The organism is Streptomyces sp., from assembly GCF_036566765.1.
Classification (GTDB): Bacteria; Actinomycetota; Actinomycetes; order Streptomycetales; family Streptomycetaceae; genus Streptomyces.
The window spans coordinates 1-16146 of record NZ_DATCVQ010000326.1 but is presented as its reverse complement, the minus strand read 5'-3'; the positions used below and the strand labels follow the sequence as shown (position 1 = coordinate 16146).

Annotated in this window: 12 protein-coding genes and 1 pseudogene; 10 read left to right on the top strand and 3 right to left on the bottom strand. The window is 72.3% G+C overall.

The features are described from left to right. Positions 1–220, top strand: a pseudogene (locus tag VIU94_RS19325) (hypothetical protein); the annotation flags it as partial. Between the two features lie 6 nt (positions 221–226). Here the strand turns inward: VIU94_RS19325 and VIU94_RS19320 are convergent. Together VIU94_RS19320 and VIU94_RS19315 are read right to left on the bottom strand one after the other, a co-directional pair. Then, positions 227–2023, bottom strand: a complete 1797-nt coding sequence (locus tag VIU94_RS19320; protein WP_331913075.1) for an ABC transporter ATP-binding protein — start codon at positions 2021–2023, stop codon at positions 227–229. Then, complete coding sequence (locus tag VIU94_RS19315) at positions 2020–3813, bottom strand: ABC transporter ATP-binding protein (RefSeq protein ID WP_331913074.1); 1794 nt, start codon at positions 3811–3813, stop codon at positions 2020–2022. Before VIU94_RS19315 ends, VIU94_RS19320 begins: the two co-directional genes overlap by 4 nt. A gap of 169 nt (positions 3814–3982) precedes the next feature. Between VIU94_RS19315 and VIU94_RS19310 the strand changes: the two genes are divergently transcribed. The 5 genes from VIU94_RS19310 (at position 3983) to VIU94_RS19290 (ending at position 8913) form a co-directional block, all read left to right on the top strand. Next, positions 3983–4888, top strand: coding sequence for an ABC transporter ATP-binding protein (locus VIU94_RS19310; RefSeq protein WP_331913073.1), 906 nt, complete (start codon positions 3983–3985; stop codon positions 4886–4888). After that, positions 4885–5661: an ABC transporter permease gene (locus tag VIU94_RS19305; RefSeq protein ID WP_331913072.1), complete on the top strand. Its 777-nt coding sequence runs from the start codon at positions 4885–4887 to the stop codon at positions 5659–5661. The genes VIU94_RS19310 and VIU94_RS19305 overlap by 4 nt, the downstream gene beginning before the upstream one ends. A 7-nt stretch (positions 5662–5668) precedes the next feature. Next, complete coding sequence (locus tag VIU94_RS19300; RefSeq protein ID WP_331913071.1) at positions 5669–6910, top strand: sensor histidine kinase; 1242 nt, start codon at positions 5669–5671, stop codon at positions 6908–6910. Further along, entirely contained in the window at positions 6900–7556 is a 657-nt protein-coding gene (locus VIU94_RS19295; protein WP_331913070.1) for a response regulator, read from the top strand. Before VIU94_RS19300 ends, VIU94_RS19295 begins: the two co-directional genes overlap by 11 nt. A 115-nt stretch (positions 7557–7671) precedes the next feature. Beyond that, on the top strand, positions 7672–8913 hold the full coding sequence (locus tag VIU94_RS19290) for a hypothetical protein (protein WP_331913069.1): 1242 nt from the start codon (positions 7672–7674) through the stop codon (positions 8911–8913). A 9-nt stretch (positions 8914–8922) separates the two neighbouring features. On the opposite strand, the gene glgX is transcribed toward VIU94_RS19290, so the two are convergent. Further along, positions 8923–11118 carry a glycogen debranching protein GlgX gene (glgX, locus tag VIU94_RS19285; RefSeq protein ID WP_331913076.1) on the bottom strand — a complete coding sequence of 732 codons (2196 nt, stop codon included), beginning with the start codon at positions 11116–11118 and terminating at the stop codon, positions 8923–8925. A gap of 228 nt (positions 11119–11346) precedes the next feature. Between glgX and VIU94_RS19280 the strand changes: the two genes are divergently transcribed. From VIU94_RS19280 to VIU94_RS19265, 4 genes are all read left to right on the top strand, one after another. After that, positions 11347–12591, top strand: a complete 1245-nt coding sequence (locus tag VIU94_RS19280; protein ID WP_331913068.1) for a L,D-transpeptidase — start codon at positions 11347–11349, stop codon at positions 12589–12591. Between the two features lie 197 nt (positions 12592–12788). Further along, positions 12789–14039, top strand: a complete 1251-nt coding sequence (locus VIU94_RS19275) for a L,D-transpeptidase (protein WP_331913067.1) — start codon at positions 12789–12791, stop codon at positions 14037–14039. Between the two features lie 85 nt (positions 14040–14124). Continuing rightward, positions 14125–14892 (top strand): enoyl-CoA hydratase/isomerase family protein, encoded by a 768-nt coding sequence (locus VIU94_RS19270; protein WP_331913066.1) that lies wholly within the window; start codon positions 14125–14127, stop codon positions 14890–14892. Positions 14893–15131: 239 nt separating this feature from the next. Then, positions 15132–15650: an ATP-binding protein gene (locus tag VIU94_RS19265; protein ID WP_331913065.1), complete on the top strand. Its 519-nt coding sequence runs from the start codon at positions 15132–15134 to the stop codon at positions 15648–15650. Positions 15651–16146: the final 496 nt, after the last annotated feature.

The following is a 16146-nucleotide window of genomic DNA, read 5'->3' as shown; positions in this document are numbered from 1 at the left end:
GCGGCTCCCGGGGGACGCGGCGGCTGCGCTGATGCGGGCGGCCGGCGAGGCGTTCACCTCGGGGCTCGCAGCGGCCGCGGCGGGCTCGGCGGTCACGATGCTGCTCGCCGGGGCCCTCGCCCTGTGGCTGCTGCGCGGCGCGCCGACGGAGCAGCCGACGGAGCAGCCGACGGAGCCTCCCGCGGTGACGGAGGACGTACGCACCCCCGTGGCGCTCTGAGCGCCGTCAGACCAGGCTCTCCCGCCACGCCCGGTGCAGCCCCGCGAACCGACCGTCCCCACCGGTCAGTTCGGCGGGGCTGCCGTCCTCCACGACGCGGCCGGCCTCCATCACCAGGACCCGGTCCGCGATCTCGACCGTCGACAGGCGGTGCGCGATGACCACCGCCGTACGGCCCGCCAGGACCGTGTCCATCGCGCGCTGCACCGCCCGCTCGCCCGGCACGTCCAGGGAGCTGGTCGCCTCGTCCAGGATCAGCACCGCCGGGTCGGCGAGCAGCGCCCGGGCGAACGCGACCAGCTGCCGCTGGCCCGCCGAGATCCGGCCGCCGCGCTTGCGCACGTCCGTGTCGTAGCCGTCCGGCAGGCCCGCGATGAAGTCGTGCGCGCCGATCGCCTTCGCCGCGTGCTCGATCTCCTCGCGGCCGGCGTCCGGCCGGCCGATCGCGATGTTCTCCGCGACCGTGCCGGAGAACAGGAACGCCTCCTGCGTCACCATCACCACGCCGCGTCGGAGTTCCGGCGCGGCCAGGTCGCGCAGATCGACCCCGTCGAGCAGCACCCGGCCCTCCGTCGGGTCGTAGAAGCGGGCCAGCAGCTTCGCCAGCGTCGACTTGCCCGCCCCGGTCGAGCCGACCACCGCCACCGTCTGCCCGGCCGGGATCGTCAGGCCGAAGCGCGGCAGCACCTCGCCGCCGGTGCGGTACGCGAACCGGACGTCCTCGAACACCACCTCGCGGCCGGGTCGCCCGGCCGCCCGCACCGGCAGCTCGCGCGGCGCGACCGGCTCCGGCACGGTCGGCCGCTGCGCAAGCAGCCCGGCGATCTTCTGCAGCGAGGCGGCCGCCGACTGGTACGAGTTGAGGAACATGCCGAGCCGGTCGATCGGGTCGTAGAGCCGCCGCATGTACAGCACCGCCGCGGCCAGCACGCCCAGTGCGAGCGTCCCGCCCGCCACCCGGTACGCGCCCCACAGCACCATGCCCGCGACGGCCGTGTTGGCGACCAGCCGGGACCCGACCACGTACCGGGCCATCTCCAGGAGTCCGTCGCCGTTGGCGCGCTCGTGCCGGTGGTTGAGCCGGTGGAACTCGGCGTCGTTGGCGGCCTCGCGACGGAACGCCCGGACCGGCCGGATCCCGTTCATCGTCTCCGCGAACTTCACGATCACCCCGGCGATCGCCGTCGACCGCTCGGCGAAGACGACCGCGGCGCGCCGCCGGTAGAGCCGTACCAGCAGGTACAGCGGGACGAACGAGGCGACCGCCACCGCCCCGATGCCCAGGTCCAGCCAGAGCAGCATCGCCGAGATGTAGACGAAGGCGAGGACCACGCCGATCAGCTCCTGCAGGCCCTCCGCGAGGAGTTCGCGCAGCGACTCGACGTCGGAGGTGGAGCGGGAGATCAGCCGGCCCGAGGTGTAGCGCTCGTGGAAGTCCAGGCTGAGCGCCTGCGCGTGCCGGAAGATCCGGTCCCGCAGGTCGACGAGCACGTTCTGGTTGACCAGGGCCGCGACCCGGATGAAGGCGTACTGGAGCAGGCCGGCCGCGGCCGCGCAGCCCAGGTAGCCCACGGCGACGGCGATCAGCGGGCCGTGCTCGCCGCGGCGCAGCGCGGGCACGCCACGGTCGATGGCGTACGCGACGAGCAGCGGGCCGGCCTGCACCGCGGCCTGCTGGAGCAGGAGCAGCAGGGCCGAGAGCACGACGCGGGCGCGGTGCGGGGCGAGCAGCGAGCGCAACAGCGTCCCGGTCGCGCGGGGCGGGGTGGGCAGGTCGTCCTGGTCGAACGGGTCGGTCGTCATCGCGGATCGGTCCCCCTGCCGTCGGCGGTGCCGGACATCAGCCAGGCGTACTCGGCGTGCTCGCGGAGCAGTTCGTGGTGGGTGCCGACCGCGGCGATGCGGCCCTCGGAGAGCAGCGCGACCCGGTCGGCGAGCAGCACGGTCGAGGGCCGGTGTGCGACGACGAGCGCGGTCGTGTCCCGCAGCACCTCGCGCAGCGCGGCCTCGACCAGCGCCTCTGTGTGCACGTCGAGCGCGGACAGCGGGTCGTCGAGGACCAGGAAGCGCGGCCGCCCGACGACCGCGCGGGCCAGCGCGAGCCGCTGCCGCTGACCGCCCGACAGGCTCAGCCCCTGCTCCCCGACCTGCGTCGCGGCCCCCTCGGGCAGCGCGCCGACGAACTCCTCGGCCTGCGCGACGGCGAGCGCGCGGCGCAGCCCCTCGTCGCCCCCCGCCCCCGACCCCGCCCCCATCAGTACGTTCTCGCCGACGCTCGCCGAGAACAGGGTCGGCTCCTCGAAGGCCACGGAGACCAGCTCGCGCAGCCGCTCGCGCGGCATGCGCGTGATGTCCTCGCCGTCGAGCAGGATCCGGCCGCCGGTCGCCTCGTGCAGCCGCGGTACGAGCGCGGTGAGCGTCGTCTTGCCGGAGCCGGTCGCGCCGACCAGGGCGAGCGTCTCGCCCGCCCGGACGTGCAGATCGATCCCGTCCAGGACGGGCGGGCTGTCGCCGTCGGCATCGGGATACCGAAAGGACACGTTCTCGAACCGCAGCCCGTCACCGGGGGCTCGTACGGAGGTCTCCGTGCCGCCGGGCCCCTCCTCGGCCTCGTCCATCACCTCGAAGAACCGCTCGGTCGCCGTCGCCGCCTCCTGGCTCATCGCGAGCAGGAAGCCGATCGACTCCACCGGCCAGCGCAGCGCGAGCGCCGTCGACAGGAACGCGACCAGCGTGCCCGCCGACAGGTCCCCGTCGGCGACCTGCACCGTGCCGATCACCAGCGCCGCGCCGACCGCGACCTCGGGCAGGACCGTGATGAGCCCCCAGATCCCGGCGAGCAGCCGGGCCTTGTCCAGCTCGGTGGTGCGCAGCCGCCCGGTCAGCGCCCGGAAGGCGCGCACCTGGCTGCGGTGCCGGCCGAAGCCCTTGACGATCCGGATGCCGAGGACGCTCTCCTCGACGACCGTGGTCAGGTCGCCGGCCTGGTCCTGGGCGCGGCGCGCCACGAGCGCGTACTTCGCTTCGAACAGCGAGCAGAGCACGACGAGCGGTGCGACCGGCGCGAGCAGCACCAGGCCGAGCGTCCACTCCTGGTCGAGCAGGATCACGTACCCGGCGAGGATCGTCACGGCGTTGACGAACAGGAAGGTCAGCGGGAAGGCCAGGAACATCCGGAGCAGCATCAGGTCGGTCGTCCCCCGGGACAGCAACTGCCCCGAGGCCCACCGGTCGTGGAAGGCGATCGGCAGCCGCTGCAGCCGCCGGTACAGATCCGCCCGCATCGCCGCCTCGACCCCGGCCAGCGGCCGCGCCACCAGCCACCGCCGGAACCCGAACAGCACCGCCTCCGCGATCCCGAGCAGCAGCACGTACAGCGCCCCGAGCCACACCCCGCCGGGATCCTGAGCGGCCACCGGCCCGTCGACGATCCACTTCAGCACCAAGGGGATGACAAGCCCCAGACAAGAAGCGACGACGGCCACCACGGCCGCCGCCCCCCACCGCCCCCACACAGGCCGCAGATACGGCCACAGCCGCAACAGCGAACGCACGGAGGAGCGGTCTTCGACGGAGTCACGTTTCTCGGACATCAGGCCCGATCGTAGGGTTCGCCCCTGACACGGTTCACCTGCTTTTCCGGCCGCCCTGACGGTCCCGGTCGTGCCCCCAAGTCGTACCGCCCGTCAACCGATCGGTTGATCCCCGAGCCGAGCGGATCGGCCGATGCGGCGGCGCGGGCCCGCGGGCCAGTGTGGGGGCATGGCAATGATCGAGGTACGGGAGCTGCACAAGGCGTACGGCGGCCGGAAGGTCGTCGACGGGGTGTCGTTCGAGGTCGCCGAGGGGGAGATCTTCGGGATCCTCGGACCCAACGGGGCCGGGAAGACCACCACCGTGGAGTGCGTGGAGGGGCTGCGGACGCCCGACTCGGGGGTCGTACGGGTCGCGGGGTACGACCCCGTGGCCGACCGCGAGCGGGTCACGCTGCTGCTGGGCGCGCAGCTCCAGGAGAGCGAGCTTCAGGCCAAGTTGACCGTCCGTGAGGCGCTGGAGCTGTACGCGGCGTGCTACCCGAGCCCGGCCGACTGGCGGGAACTCGCCGAGCGGCTCGGCCTGACGGCGCGGCTCGACGCCCGGTTCGGGAAGCTGTCCGGCGGCCAGAAGCAGCGGCTGTTCATCGCCCTCGCCCTGATCGGCAACCCGAAGGTCGTCGTCCTGGACGAGCTGACCACCGGGCTCGACCCGCGGGCCCGCCGCGACACCTGGCAGCTCGTCGAGGACGTCCGCGACAGCGGCGTCACCGTCCTGCTCGTCACCCATTTCATGGAGGAGGCCCAGCGCCTCTGCGACCGGATCGCGGTCGTCGACCGAGGCCGGATCACCGCCCTCGACACCCCCGGCGGGCTGATCGAGCGGGCCTCGGCCAACACGGTCGTCTCCTTCCAGCCCTCCGCCCCGCTCGACGTCCGCGCCCTGAACGCCCTGCCGGCGGTCGCCTCCGCCGAGGAGGCGCGGGACGGCCGGATCACCGTCCACGGCACCGACGACACCACCGGCGCCGTCCTGACGTACCTCGCGCAGCAGGGCGTCACCGCCCACCACCTCCGCGTCTCGGACGCCACCCTCGACGACGCCTTCCTCGACCTGACGGGAACCGACAAGTGAGCACCGGCATCAGCACGCGTACCAGCGCCAACACCCGTACCGGCACCGCCGTACTGAAGGCCGAAGCCCGCCTCTTCACCCGCGAGCCCGCCGCCCTGTTCTGGATCCTCGCCTTTCCGACCCTGCTCCTCGTCGTGATCGGCTGCATCCCCGCGTTCCGCGAGCCCTCCGCCGACCTCGGCGGCCTGCGGACCGTCGACCTGTACGTGCCGATCGCCATCCTGCTCGCGACGATCACCTCCGCGATCCAGTCGATGCCGCCGGTCCTCTCCGGCTACCGCGAGCGCGGCATCCTGCGCCGGATGGCGACCACCCCGATGCGGCCCGGAGCCCTGATCAACGCCCAGATCGCGCTGCACGGCGCCGCGGTCGTCGGCTCCGCGCTGATCGCCCTGACCGTCGGCCGCCTGGCCTTCGGCGTCGCCCTGCCCCGCCAGCTCGCGGGCTACCTGCTCGCCCTGGTGCTCGCCGCGCTGTCCGCCCTCGCGCTCGGCGCGACGGTCTCCGCGATCAGCCGTACCACCAAGATCACCCAGGCGGTCGGCTCGGCGGTATTCTTCCCGGCGATGTTCACCTCGGGCGTCTGGCTGCCCGTCGCGGCCATGCCCGAGACTCTGCGCGACATCGTCGGCCTCACCCCGCTGGGCGCGTCCGCCCAGGCGCTCGACCAGGCCGCGGCCGGCCAGTGGCCGAGCTGGACGCACCTCGCGGTGACCGCCGTGTGGACCGTGGTCCTGGTCGCCGCCGCCCGACGGTGGTTCATCTGGGAGTGAGGGACGCATGGCGAGGGACGCGGCGATGACGACGGCCGAACAGCGCTGGGCGCAATTCTTCACCTACGGGCCGCACGCCCTGCTCGCCCTGTCGGCCGCCGTCGGCGCCTCGATCGCCGACGAGATCATGACCACCGGCGAGATGTACGCGGCCGGCGCGCTGGTCCTCGTGACGCTCGGCCTCCAGATGTGGTGGGGGAGCACCGCCGGACCCGGCCTGCCGCAGCCCTCCGCCCGCGCCGAGGTCTACTACGCCCTGCGCACCGCCCTCGCGTTCGCGCTCACCTGGCTCAACCCGTTCTTCGCCATCCACGCCGCGATCGGCTATTTCGACGTGGCCGCGCTGGTCCGGGCCCGGTTCGTCCGCCCGGCGCTGCTGTTCGTCGCCGTCACCATGGCCGGCTCGCAGTCCGGCGGGCTGCCGCCCGGGTCGCCGACCCAATGGCTGGCCTTCGGCGTCCTGTTCGCCGTCAACGCCGGGCTCTCCACGGTCTTCAGCCGGATCAGCGACAAGGAGGCGGAGCACGCCCTGGAGAAGGCCGCCACCATCGCCGCCCTGGAGCGCGCCCTCGACGAGAACGCCGCCCTGCACGCCCAGCTCGTCGTCCAGGCCCGCGAGGCTGGCGTCGCCGACGAACGCCGCCGCCTCGCCGCCGAGATCCACGACACCCTCGCCCAGGGCCTGACCGGCATCATCGCCCAGCTCCAGGCCGTCACCGCCGCAGGGGACCCGGCCGTCGCCCAGGTCCACCTCGACCGCGCCCAGGCCCTGGCCCGGCACTCCCTCGGCGAGGCCCGCCGCTCCGTGCAGAACCTGGCACCGGTCGCCCTGGAGCACGACACACTCCCCGAGGCGCTCAAGCAGACCGTCGCCTCCTGGGCCGAACGCACCGGCGTCGACGCCCGGTTCACCGTGACCGGCACCGAGGAGCCCCTGCACGACGAACTCGCCGCCACCCTGCTGCGGATCGCCGAGGAGGCCCTCGCCAACACCGCGAAGCATGCGGCGGCCGGGCGGGCCGGCGTCACCCTCTCGTACATGGGCGACGAGGTCACCCTCGACATCCGCGACGACGGCCGCGGCTTCGAACCGTCGGCCGTCCAAGGCCGCACCGCCGAGGGAGGGTTCGGCCTGAACGGCATGCGGGCCCGCGCCGCCCGGATCGCCGGCGAGGTCGCGGTGGAGACCGCTCCGGGCGAAGGCACGGCGATCTCCGCCCGCGTACCGTTGGTCCGCCATGACTGCTGACCACCGGACCATCACCCTGCTGATCGTCGACGACCACCCGGTCGTACGCGACGGCCTGCGCGGCATGTTCGCCGCCGACCCCGCCTTCACCGTCCTCGGCGAGGCGTCGAACGGCGTCGAGGCCGTAGAACTCGCCTTGAATCTCGACCCCGACGTGGTCCTGATGGACCTGCGCATGCCGGGCGGCGGCGGGGTGGAAGCGATCGCCGAGCTGACCCGCCGCGCCGCCCGCGCCCGGGTCCTCGTCCTCACCACGTACGACACCGACTCCGACACCCTCCCCGCGATCGAGGCGGGCGCCACCGGCTACCTGCTCAAGGACGCCCCCCGCGACGACCTGTTCGCCGCCGTCCGAGCCGCCGCCGAAGGCCGCACGGTCCTCTCCCCGGCCGTCGCCTCCCGCCTGGTCACCCGCGTCCGCACCCCCGCCGCACCGCCGCCCGACGACACCCTGTCGGCCCGCGAGACGGAGGTCCTCACCCTCGTCGCCAAAGGCACCTCCAACCGCGCCATAGCCGCCGAACTCTTCATCAGCGAGGCGACGGTGAAGACCCACCTGACCCACATCTTCGCCAAACTGGACGCGAAGGACCGAGCGGCCGCGGTCGCCACCGGCTACGAACGCGGCATCCTCGGCCGCAACTGAACGCCGCGGCCGACTGCCGGTGCGGGCCTGGACAGGCCCGCCGGACGGAGTCGTTGTACCCGCCACGTAGGATCCCCGCCAATGTCCACGGGGGTGAAGTCGGAGGGTGGGGACCATGAGAAGAACCGACAGGGGCCGCGGGCTGGCCGTCGTCGCCGTGCTGCCGCTGCTGATCACGGCGGTCGCGTGCGAGTCCGGCGGCGCCGACGGGGCGAAGAGCGACAAGGGCGCGGGCCATCCGGTCTACGGGGAGAAGCTCGGCAGGCAGCTCGTGTCGGCCCGCGAAGTGACCGAGAAGAGCGGATCGGCCCGCTTCACGTACACGCTCACGTACACGACGAAGTCGGGCACGGTCCGGGACGTCACCACCGGCGCACAGGACTACGGGAAGAAGACGGCCGACGCCACGCGCACGCTCACCCTGCCCGGCGGACTTCCCGCCAAGACAGGGGAACAGCTGGGCGCACGGCCCGGAAAGGGCCCGGAGGCCTTCGAGGTGACCGGCAGCGACGTGGCGTACCGCACGCGCAGCGGCGCCTGGCTGCGCTACGCGGCCTCCGGCTCCAAGGAGTTCGTCGACCGGGCCGGCGTCGTGCTCAGCCGCGCCGGGGACGAGGTCCCGTACGGCGGCACCCTCGCCGACACGATCGCCCATGCCGCGACCCCGGTGAAGCAGCCCGTCGTGGGCTCCGACGGAAGCCGCGTCTACGCGACCACCGCGAGTGCCCGTTCGGCCGCCGAAGCCCTGCCCGCCGACATCGGCTTCCTCGTGCCCATGGGCAAGGACGAGCCCGCTCCCGTCCCCCTGACGATCAAGCTCGACGCGGAGGGCAGGATCACCGAGGGCACCGCCGACTACGCGCCGGTGCTCACCGCACTCCACAAGGCCGGCGCCCTTCGCGAGGTCACCGCCCTCAAGGCCGTCTACCGGCTCACCGACCACGGCAAGGCCGTGCCGCGCCGGACGGCGGGCGCTTCGGCTGAGGACGCCGAGAAGGTCCTGACCGATCTGCACGCGGTACCGCCGGGCGCCTGCGCCTCGGACGACACCGGGCTCGGCTCCCAGGCCCTCGTCCGGGTCGGAGACTGCACCGGCCGGTCCGACCTGCGCGTCTTCGGCCACGTGAAGGTCGACAAGACCTCCCGGGACGAGCTGACGATGGAGGACGGCGAGACCGCGGCCCGGGACCTGTGCCGGGCGAAGTTCGCCACCGTCCCTGCCGCGTGGGTCGCAAAGGCCCGCCCCAAGAACTCCTTCCTCGTCACTGGGGACTCGGCCCTGGAGATGGCCTACTCGCCGGGGGGCGACAACCGGGTCTCGGGCGAGTTCACCTGCTACGTCAGCACCACGGGCTGACCCCCGCACTCAGCCCACCACCCGCAGCAGCACCACCGACCGCTCCGCCACCGTGAACCGCTCCCCGCCCCGGTGCACCGTCCCCGGGGCCCGGGACTGGTCCTCCCGGGAGGTGTCCAGGACCAGTTCGTACGACTCCGCCCAGGGCGGGCCGGGCAGGACGAACTCCACCGGGCGGGGGGCGGCGTGCAGGACGGCCAGGAAGCTGTCGTCGGTGACCTGGGCGCCGCGCGCGTCGCGGCCCGGTATGTCGCGGCCCGACAGGTACAGGCCGAGTGTCGCCGTCGGGGCGTACCAGTCCTGCTCGGTCATCTCCGTGCCGTCCGGTGTGAACCAGGCCAGGTCCCGCAGGCCGTCCGCGCCCTGGGGGCGGCCGTCGAAGAACGCCCGGCGGCGCAGCACGGGATGGCGGTGGCGCAGGTCGAGGAGCCGGGTGGTGAGTTCGAGCAGGCCGCGGGGGCCGTCCTGGTCCGGCAGCGACCAGTCCACCCAGCCCAGCTCGTTGTCCTGGCAGTACGCGTTGTTGTTGCCGCCCTGGGTGCGGCCCATCTCGTCGCCCGCGACCAGCATCGGCACCCCGGTCGACAGCAGGAGCGTGGTCAGCAGGTTGCGGATCTGGCGGCGGCGCAGCGCGTTGACCGCCGGGTCGTCGCTCTCGCCCTCGACCCCGCAGTTCCAGGCCCTGTTGTCGTCGGTGCCGTCCCGGTTGCCCTCCCCGTTGGCCTCGTTGTGCTTGCGCTCGTACGTCACCAGGTCCCGCAGCGTGAACCCGTCGTGCGCGGTGACGAAGTTGACCGAGGCGTACGGGCGGCGGCCGCCCCACGCGTACAGGTCGCTGGAGCCGGACAGCCGGTAGCCCAGGTCCCGCACGTCCGGCAGCGCGCCGCGCCAGAAGTCCCGGACCGCGTCCCGGTAGCGGTCGTTCCACTCGGTCCACAGCGGCGGGAACGCGCCCACCTGATAGCCGCCGTTGCCCACGTCCCACGGCTCCGCGATCAGCTTGACCCGGCGCAGCACCGGGTCCTGCGCGATCACCGCCAGGAACGGCGACAGCATGTCGACGTCGTGCATGGAACGTGCGAGGGCCGCCGCCAGGTCGAAGCGGAAGCCGTCCACGCCCATCTCGGTGACCCAGTACCGCAGCGAGTCGGTGATCAGCCGCAGCACCTGCGGCTGCACCACATGGAGGGTGTTGCCGCAGCCCGTGTAGTCGGCGTACCGGCGGGCGTCCGACTGGAGCCGGTAGTAGCCCCGGTTGTCGATGCCCTTCAGCGACAGCGTCGGGCCGAGTTCGCCCGCCTCCGCCGTGTGGTTGTAGACCACGTCGAGGATCACCTCGATGCCCGCCGCGTGCAGCGCCCGCACCATCCGCTTGAACTCGCCGACCTGCTGCCCGGCCGTCCCCGACGCGCTGTATCCGGCGTGCGGGGCGAAGTAGCCGATCGAGTTGTAGCCCCAGTGGTTGCGCAGCCCGCGCCGCAGCAGATGGTCCTCGTGGGCGAACTGGTGCACCGGCAGCAGTTCGACCGCCGTCACCCCGAGCCGGACCAGGTGCTCGATCGCGGCCGGGTGCGCAAGGCCCGCGTACGTGCCCCGTAGCTCCTCCGGGATCCCCGGGTGCCGCTGGGTGAACCCCTTCACGTGCAGCTCGTAGATGACCGAGTCCGGCCACGGCGTCTTGGGCCGGCGGTCGTCGGCCCAGTCGTCGTCATCGTGGACGACGACGCCCTTCGGGACGTACGGCGCCGAGTCCCGTTCGTCGCGCACGGTGTCAGCCACATGCTGCTGCGGCCAGTCGCGGACATGCCCGTACACCTCCGGCGGCAGCCCGAAGTCTCCGTCGACGGCCCGCGCGTACGGGTCGAGGAGCAGCTTGGCCGGATTCCAGCGGGCCCCCGTCCACGGGTCCCAGCGGCCGTGCACCCGGTAGCCGTACCGCTGCCCCGCCGCCACGCCCGGCACGAAGCCGTGCCAGATCTCGTGGGTCAGCTCGGTCAGCGGCAGCCGGGTCTCCGTCCCGTCCGGCGCGAAGAGGCACAGCTCGACCGCCTCCGCGCCGCCCGCCCACAGCGCGAAGTTCGTGCCCGCGACCCCGTCCGGGCCGACCCGGCAGCGCGCCCCCAGCGGCGTGGGCGCGCCCGGCCACACGACCGGCAGCGGCAGCTCGCGCACCTCCCCGTTGACCTCCCCCCGTACCGGTTCCACGGCAGGGGAGGTCGCCCCTCCCTCCCGCACCGCCTCCTGTTCGGCTGCGCTCGACACCTGTCGGCCTCCCGCGGCTCGTCGGGCCCCGTGCTCGCCGACGGGAGCGCCCGGCGTCCCGGCCGCGGCTCCCCGCACGTGGTCCTCCCACCTGTTCTGCCCTCAACCTCGTGCTCCCAACATGACCCGCACGCACGTTTCCCCTGGAGGGGGGCAGTCGTTGGGCCGGGCGTGAAACATGTACTGAAGCGGGCGAGGACCTGCCTGGGCCTCGTCCTGGCGGCGGCCGGCCTCCTGGCCGCGACGACGGGCTGCACCGGGGACGGCGGATCCGACGGGGGGAAGGGCAGCGGTCTCGAGCTCCCGCTGCCCGGCCGGGCGAAGGCTCCGGGCGACGTCATCCGGATCACCCCGGAGGACGGCGCCAAGGCCGTCCCGGCGGACGGGCCGGTCGAGATCCGGATCGACAGCGGGCGGCTCGAACGGGTCTCCGTCGTCCAGATCGAGGACGCCCGCCCCGCCGTTCTGGAGGGTGACGTCAGCGAGGACGGGCTGAGCTGGCGCCCGGCCGACGGGGCGCGCCTCGCGCTCGCCGCCAAGTACAGCGTGGACGTGGTCGCGCTGGACGCGGACGGCCGCCGCTCCGCCCGGCACACCACGTTCGCCACCGTCGTCCCCGAGAAACGCTTCATCGGCTACTTCAAGCCGGAGAACCGCTCCACCGTCGGCACCGGCATGATCGTCTCGTTCGGCTTCAACCGGCCGATCGAGAACCGGGCGGCCGTCGAGCGGGCCGTCCGGATCACCTCCGATCCGCCGGTGGAGGTGGTCGGCCACTGGTTCGGCAAGGAGCGGCTCGACTTCCGGCCGAAGGAGTACTGGAAGCCCGGCACCGAGGTCACCGTCGAGCTGGCGCTGCGGGACGTCGAGGGCGCCCCGGGCGTGTACGGCATCCAGCGCAAGACCGTCGGGTTCACCATCGGCCGCTCCCAGGTCTCGCTGGTGGACGCGGCCGAGCACACCATGGAGGTGCGCCGGGACGGCGAGGTCCTGGCGACGCTGCCGATCACCGCGGGGGCCCCGAAGACCACCACGTACAACGGGAAAATGGTGGTCACGGAGCTGTTCGACGTGACCCGGATGGACGGCCGGACGGTCGGCTTCGGCGGCGAGTACGACATCAAGGACGTGCCGCACGCGATGCGGCTGACCGACTCCGGCACCTTCCTGCACGGCAACTACTGGGCCTCCGAGGACACCTTCGGCTCGGCGAACGTCAGCCACGGCTGCGTCGGCCTACAGGACGACAAGGGCGGCAGCTCCTCCAGCCCGGCCGGCTGGTTCTTCGACCGGACGCTCGTCGGCGACGTCGTCGAGGTCGTCAACTCCCGCGACCGAAAGGTCTCTCCCGACAATGGCCTGGGAGGGTGGAACATGGACTGGATCCGGTGGAAGGCCGGTTCCGCCCAGCACTGACCCTGCGCATCCCCCGCGCCCCCGCGCCGAGCTGCGGTTCTCCCGGTGACGTCCCGGACGAGTTGGGACTGAACGGTGACATTCGCAGTGAACTTTCCATGGCTGCGGTGTGATTATCTAGCGCCGTGCGCGCGATATCAGTGCGCGGGGGTAGCAGGCCGTGGCGGGACCAGGCCGTGCGAGGGGAGTGGACGAGAGTGAACGGGCAGCCGATATCGGGGGCATCGGCCGGGGTGGGACGTGGATCCGTGCGCGGGGGCGTGCGCCTGCGGGCCTTGGCGGCGGGGGCGATGCTGCTCCTCGTGACCGCCTGCGGCGGTGGGGACACCGACGGACCCGGGAAGACCGACCAGGGCAAGGGCGGCGGACAGGTCGAGAACTCGGCCTCGCAGGCCGTCGTGACGGTCCTTCCGAAGGACGGCGCGAACGACGTCGCCACCAGCGGGGGCCTGAAGGTCACCGCCGAGAAGGGCAAGCTGACCACCGTTGAGGTGGCCGACTCCAAGGGCACCCCGGTCGAGGGCAAGCTCGCGGCGGACGGCTCCAGCTGGGAGCCCACGCGGCACCTGGCCGCCGCGACGCAGTACAAGGTCCACGCGATAGCGAAGGACGCCGAGGGCCGTGAGTCGGCGAAGGACACCACCTTCACCACCCTGGTCCCGAAGAACACCTTCGTCGGCCACTACCTGCCTGAGGACGGCTCGACCGTCGGCGTGGGCATGCCGGTCTCGATCAACTTCACCCGGGGCATCACCAACCCGGACGCCGTCGAGAACGCCATCAAGGTGACCGCCGTGCCGAACGTGGAGATCCAGGGCCACTGGTTCGGCAACGACCGGCTCGACTTCCGTCCCAAGGAGTACTGGGCCGCGGGCACGAAGGTGACCGTGGAGTTCAACCTGGACGGCGTCGAGGGCCGGCCGGGCGTCTACGGCAAGCAGAAGAAGACGGTGAAGTTCACCATCGGCCGCAGCCAGGTCGCCACGGTGGACGCCAGCTCCAAGACCATGAAGGTCCGCCGCGACGGCCAGGTCATCAAGACCATCCCGATCACCGCGGGCGCGCCGTCCACGACCACGTACAACGGTCAGATGGTCATCAGCGAGAAGTACAAGGTGACCCGCATGAACGGGGCCACCGTCGGCTTCGGCGGCGAGTACGACATCAAGGACGTGCCGCACGCGATGCGCCTGTCCACCTCCGGCACCTTCGTGCACGGCAACTACTGGGCCTCCGCGGGCACCTTCGGCTCGACGAACGTCAGCCACGGCTGCGTCGGCCTGCGGGACGCGCGCGGCGCCGGTGACGGCTCCACGCCGGCGGCCTGGTTCTACAACAACTCGATCATCGGCGACGTGGTGGTCGTGAAGAACTCCAAGGACAAGCAGATCCGCCCGGACAACGGCCTCAACGGCTGGAACATGTCCTGGGAGGAGTGGATCAAGTAGGTCGCCCCGAGCGATCTCGGACGGGCCCGGTGCTGTGAGCAACAGCACCGGGCCCGTCTCCGTTAACGAGGGCTAACCTGCCTCCATGACTGTGAACCTCGAAGTCGCCGAAGGCGTCGGCACGATCCGCCTCGACCGTCCCCCGATGAACGCGCTGGACATCGCCGTCCAGGACCGGCTGCGCGAGCTGGCCCAGGAGGCGACCGACCGCGACGACGTGCGCGCGGTGATCCTGTACGGCGGGGAGAAGGTGTTCGCGGCCGGCGCGGACATCAAGGAGATGCAGGTCATGGACCACGCGGCCATGGTCAAGCGGTCGCGCGGGCTCCAGGATGCGTTCACCGCCGTCGCCCGCATCCCCAAGCCGGTCGTCGCCGCGATCACCGGGTACGCCCTGGGCGGCGGCTGCGAGCTGACGCTCTGCGCGGACTACCGGATCGCCGCGGACAACGCCAAGCTCGGCCAGCCGGAGATCCTGCTCGGCCTGATCCCGGGGGCCGGCGGCACCCAGCGGCTGTCCCGCCTGATCGGTCCGTCCAAGGCGAAGGACCTCATCTTCACCGGCCGGATGGTCAAGGCGGACGAGGCGCTCCAGCTGGGCCTGGTCGACCGGGTGGTCCCGGCCGCCGACGTGTACGAGCAGGCGCACGCCTGGGCCGCGAAGCTGGCCCAGGGCCCCGCGCTGGCGCTGCGCGCCGCGAAGGAGTCGATCGACGCGGGCCTGGAGACGGACATCGACACCGGACTGGCGATCGAACGGAACTGGTTCGCCGGGCTGTTCGCGACCGAGGACCGGGAGCGCGGCATGCGCAGCTTCGTGGAGGAGGGCCCGGGCAAGGCCAAGTTCCTCTGACCGGGGTGAAGTTGGCGGCGTCAACCGTGTGAGTGGTTCGACGCCGCCACGGGGGACGATCGTGCGTGGCCGATTCTCGACCGTTCCGTGATCATGTGAATACGGTGCGTCGTCGCAGGTCGGAGCGGGTTTTCGGGCCCATTTCCTGCCTCTGGCATATGTCTGGCGGATCCCTGGGGGTCGCGATCCGCCCGGGATCGATTCCTCCGGAACGGCCCCGCGGACGCTTCCGGGCGGCCATGATGGTGGACATGGCGGGCCTGGAGGGTGTGGAGCAACCACGGCAGCGCGGCGGCTCGACCGCCGCTCGTTGGGTACCGGGCACCGAGGACGAACAGGCCGTCAAGGCGCTGGAGTTGTTCGGGAATCCGGTGGAGCACGAGGTGTGTCTGCCGTCCCGGGGGGAGTCGGCCGCGACGGCCCGCCGGCTCACCCAGTGCGTGGTCCTGCGCCAGTGGGCGCTCTCCCCGCAGATCGCCGAGCACGCCGTGCTGCTCGTCTCCGAGCTGGTCGGCAACGCCGTTCGGCACACCGGGGCCCGGGTCTTCGGGCTGCGGATGCTGCGCCGCCGCGGCTGGATCCGGATCGAGGTGCGCGACCCGTCCCGCGGGCTGCCCTGCCTGATGCCCGTCCATGAGCTCGACACCAGCGGGCGCGGCCTCTTCCTCGTCGACAAGCTCTCCGACCGCTGGGGTGTCGACCTGCTGCCGCGCGGCAAGACCACCTGGTTCGAGATGCGGGTCGCCGACCGCCCCTGAGGGCTCCCCGAACGCACCGAAGCCCCCGGTCGCCGTCGTACGGCTTCGGGGGGCTTCGTGTGGAGCGCCGTGGGCGAAGGGGGTGTGCCCACGGCGCGAGGTCGACCTGGCCCGGGTCAATGGGGGTCGTGGGTCCGACTATGGCAGACCAGGGGCCTTGCCGCCAAAAGTCCTTACCGGTATAGAAGTGGTCAAATCGGGACAGTGAACCGGTGAATCATTGGTGACGTGAAGCACTCACCTTATAAACAATGAATAAGTATGGCGTTCATCGGGTGTTTCATCGAGTCGAGAGGGTGGCGGTCCCGGCGGGGCGGCGACGTCAAACGTCCTGAATTGGCTCAATCATTACCTTTCGGGCATACCAGCTCTTAAATGGTCGGGTGACCCTGACCGACCGCCGTGGCGCGCTGCGGGCGGGTGCGGCCGCCGCCCTCACGGGCGGCCTCACCGTCGCCTGCGGTACGGACCGCCGCCCCGCCCTCAAGGCGGCAGA

What these genes read in the sequence shown, in the direction of transcription:
- VIU94_RS19320 (WP_331913075.1), bottom strand. Translation starts at nt 2,023, where the DNA reads ATGACGACCGACCCGTTCGACCAGGACGACCTGCCCACCCCGCCCCGC.
- VIU94_RS19315 (WP_331913074.1), bottom strand. Translation starts at nt 3,813, where the DNA reads ATGTCCGAGAAACGTGACTCCGTCGAAGACCGCTCCTCCGTGCGTTCG.
- VIU94_RS19310 (WP_331913073.1), top strand. Translation starts at nt 3,983, where the DNA reads ATGGCAATGATCGAGGTACGGGAGCTGCACAAGGCGTACGGCGGCCGG.
- VIU94_RS19300 (WP_331913071.1), top strand. Translation starts at nt 5,669, where the DNA reads ATGGCGAGGGACGCGGCGATGACGACGGCCGAACAGCGCTGGGCGCAA.
- VIU94_RS19295 (WP_331913070.1), top strand. Translation starts at nt 6,900, where the DNA reads ATGACTGCTGACCACCGGACCATCACCCTGCTGATCGTCGACGACCAC.
- VIU94_RS19290 (WP_331913069.1), top strand. Translation starts at nt 7,672, where the DNA reads ATGAGAAGAACCGACAGGGGCCGCGGGCTGGCCGTCGTCGCCGTGCTG.
- VIU94_RS19270 (WP_331913066.1), top strand. Translation starts at nt 14,125, where the DNA reads ATGACTGTGAACCTCGAAGTCGCCGAAGGCGTCGGCACGATCCGCCTC.
- VIU94_RS19265 (WP_331913065.1), top strand. Translation starts at nt 15,132, where the DNA reads ATGATGGTGGACATGGCGGGCCTGGAGGGTGTGGAGCAACCACGGCAG.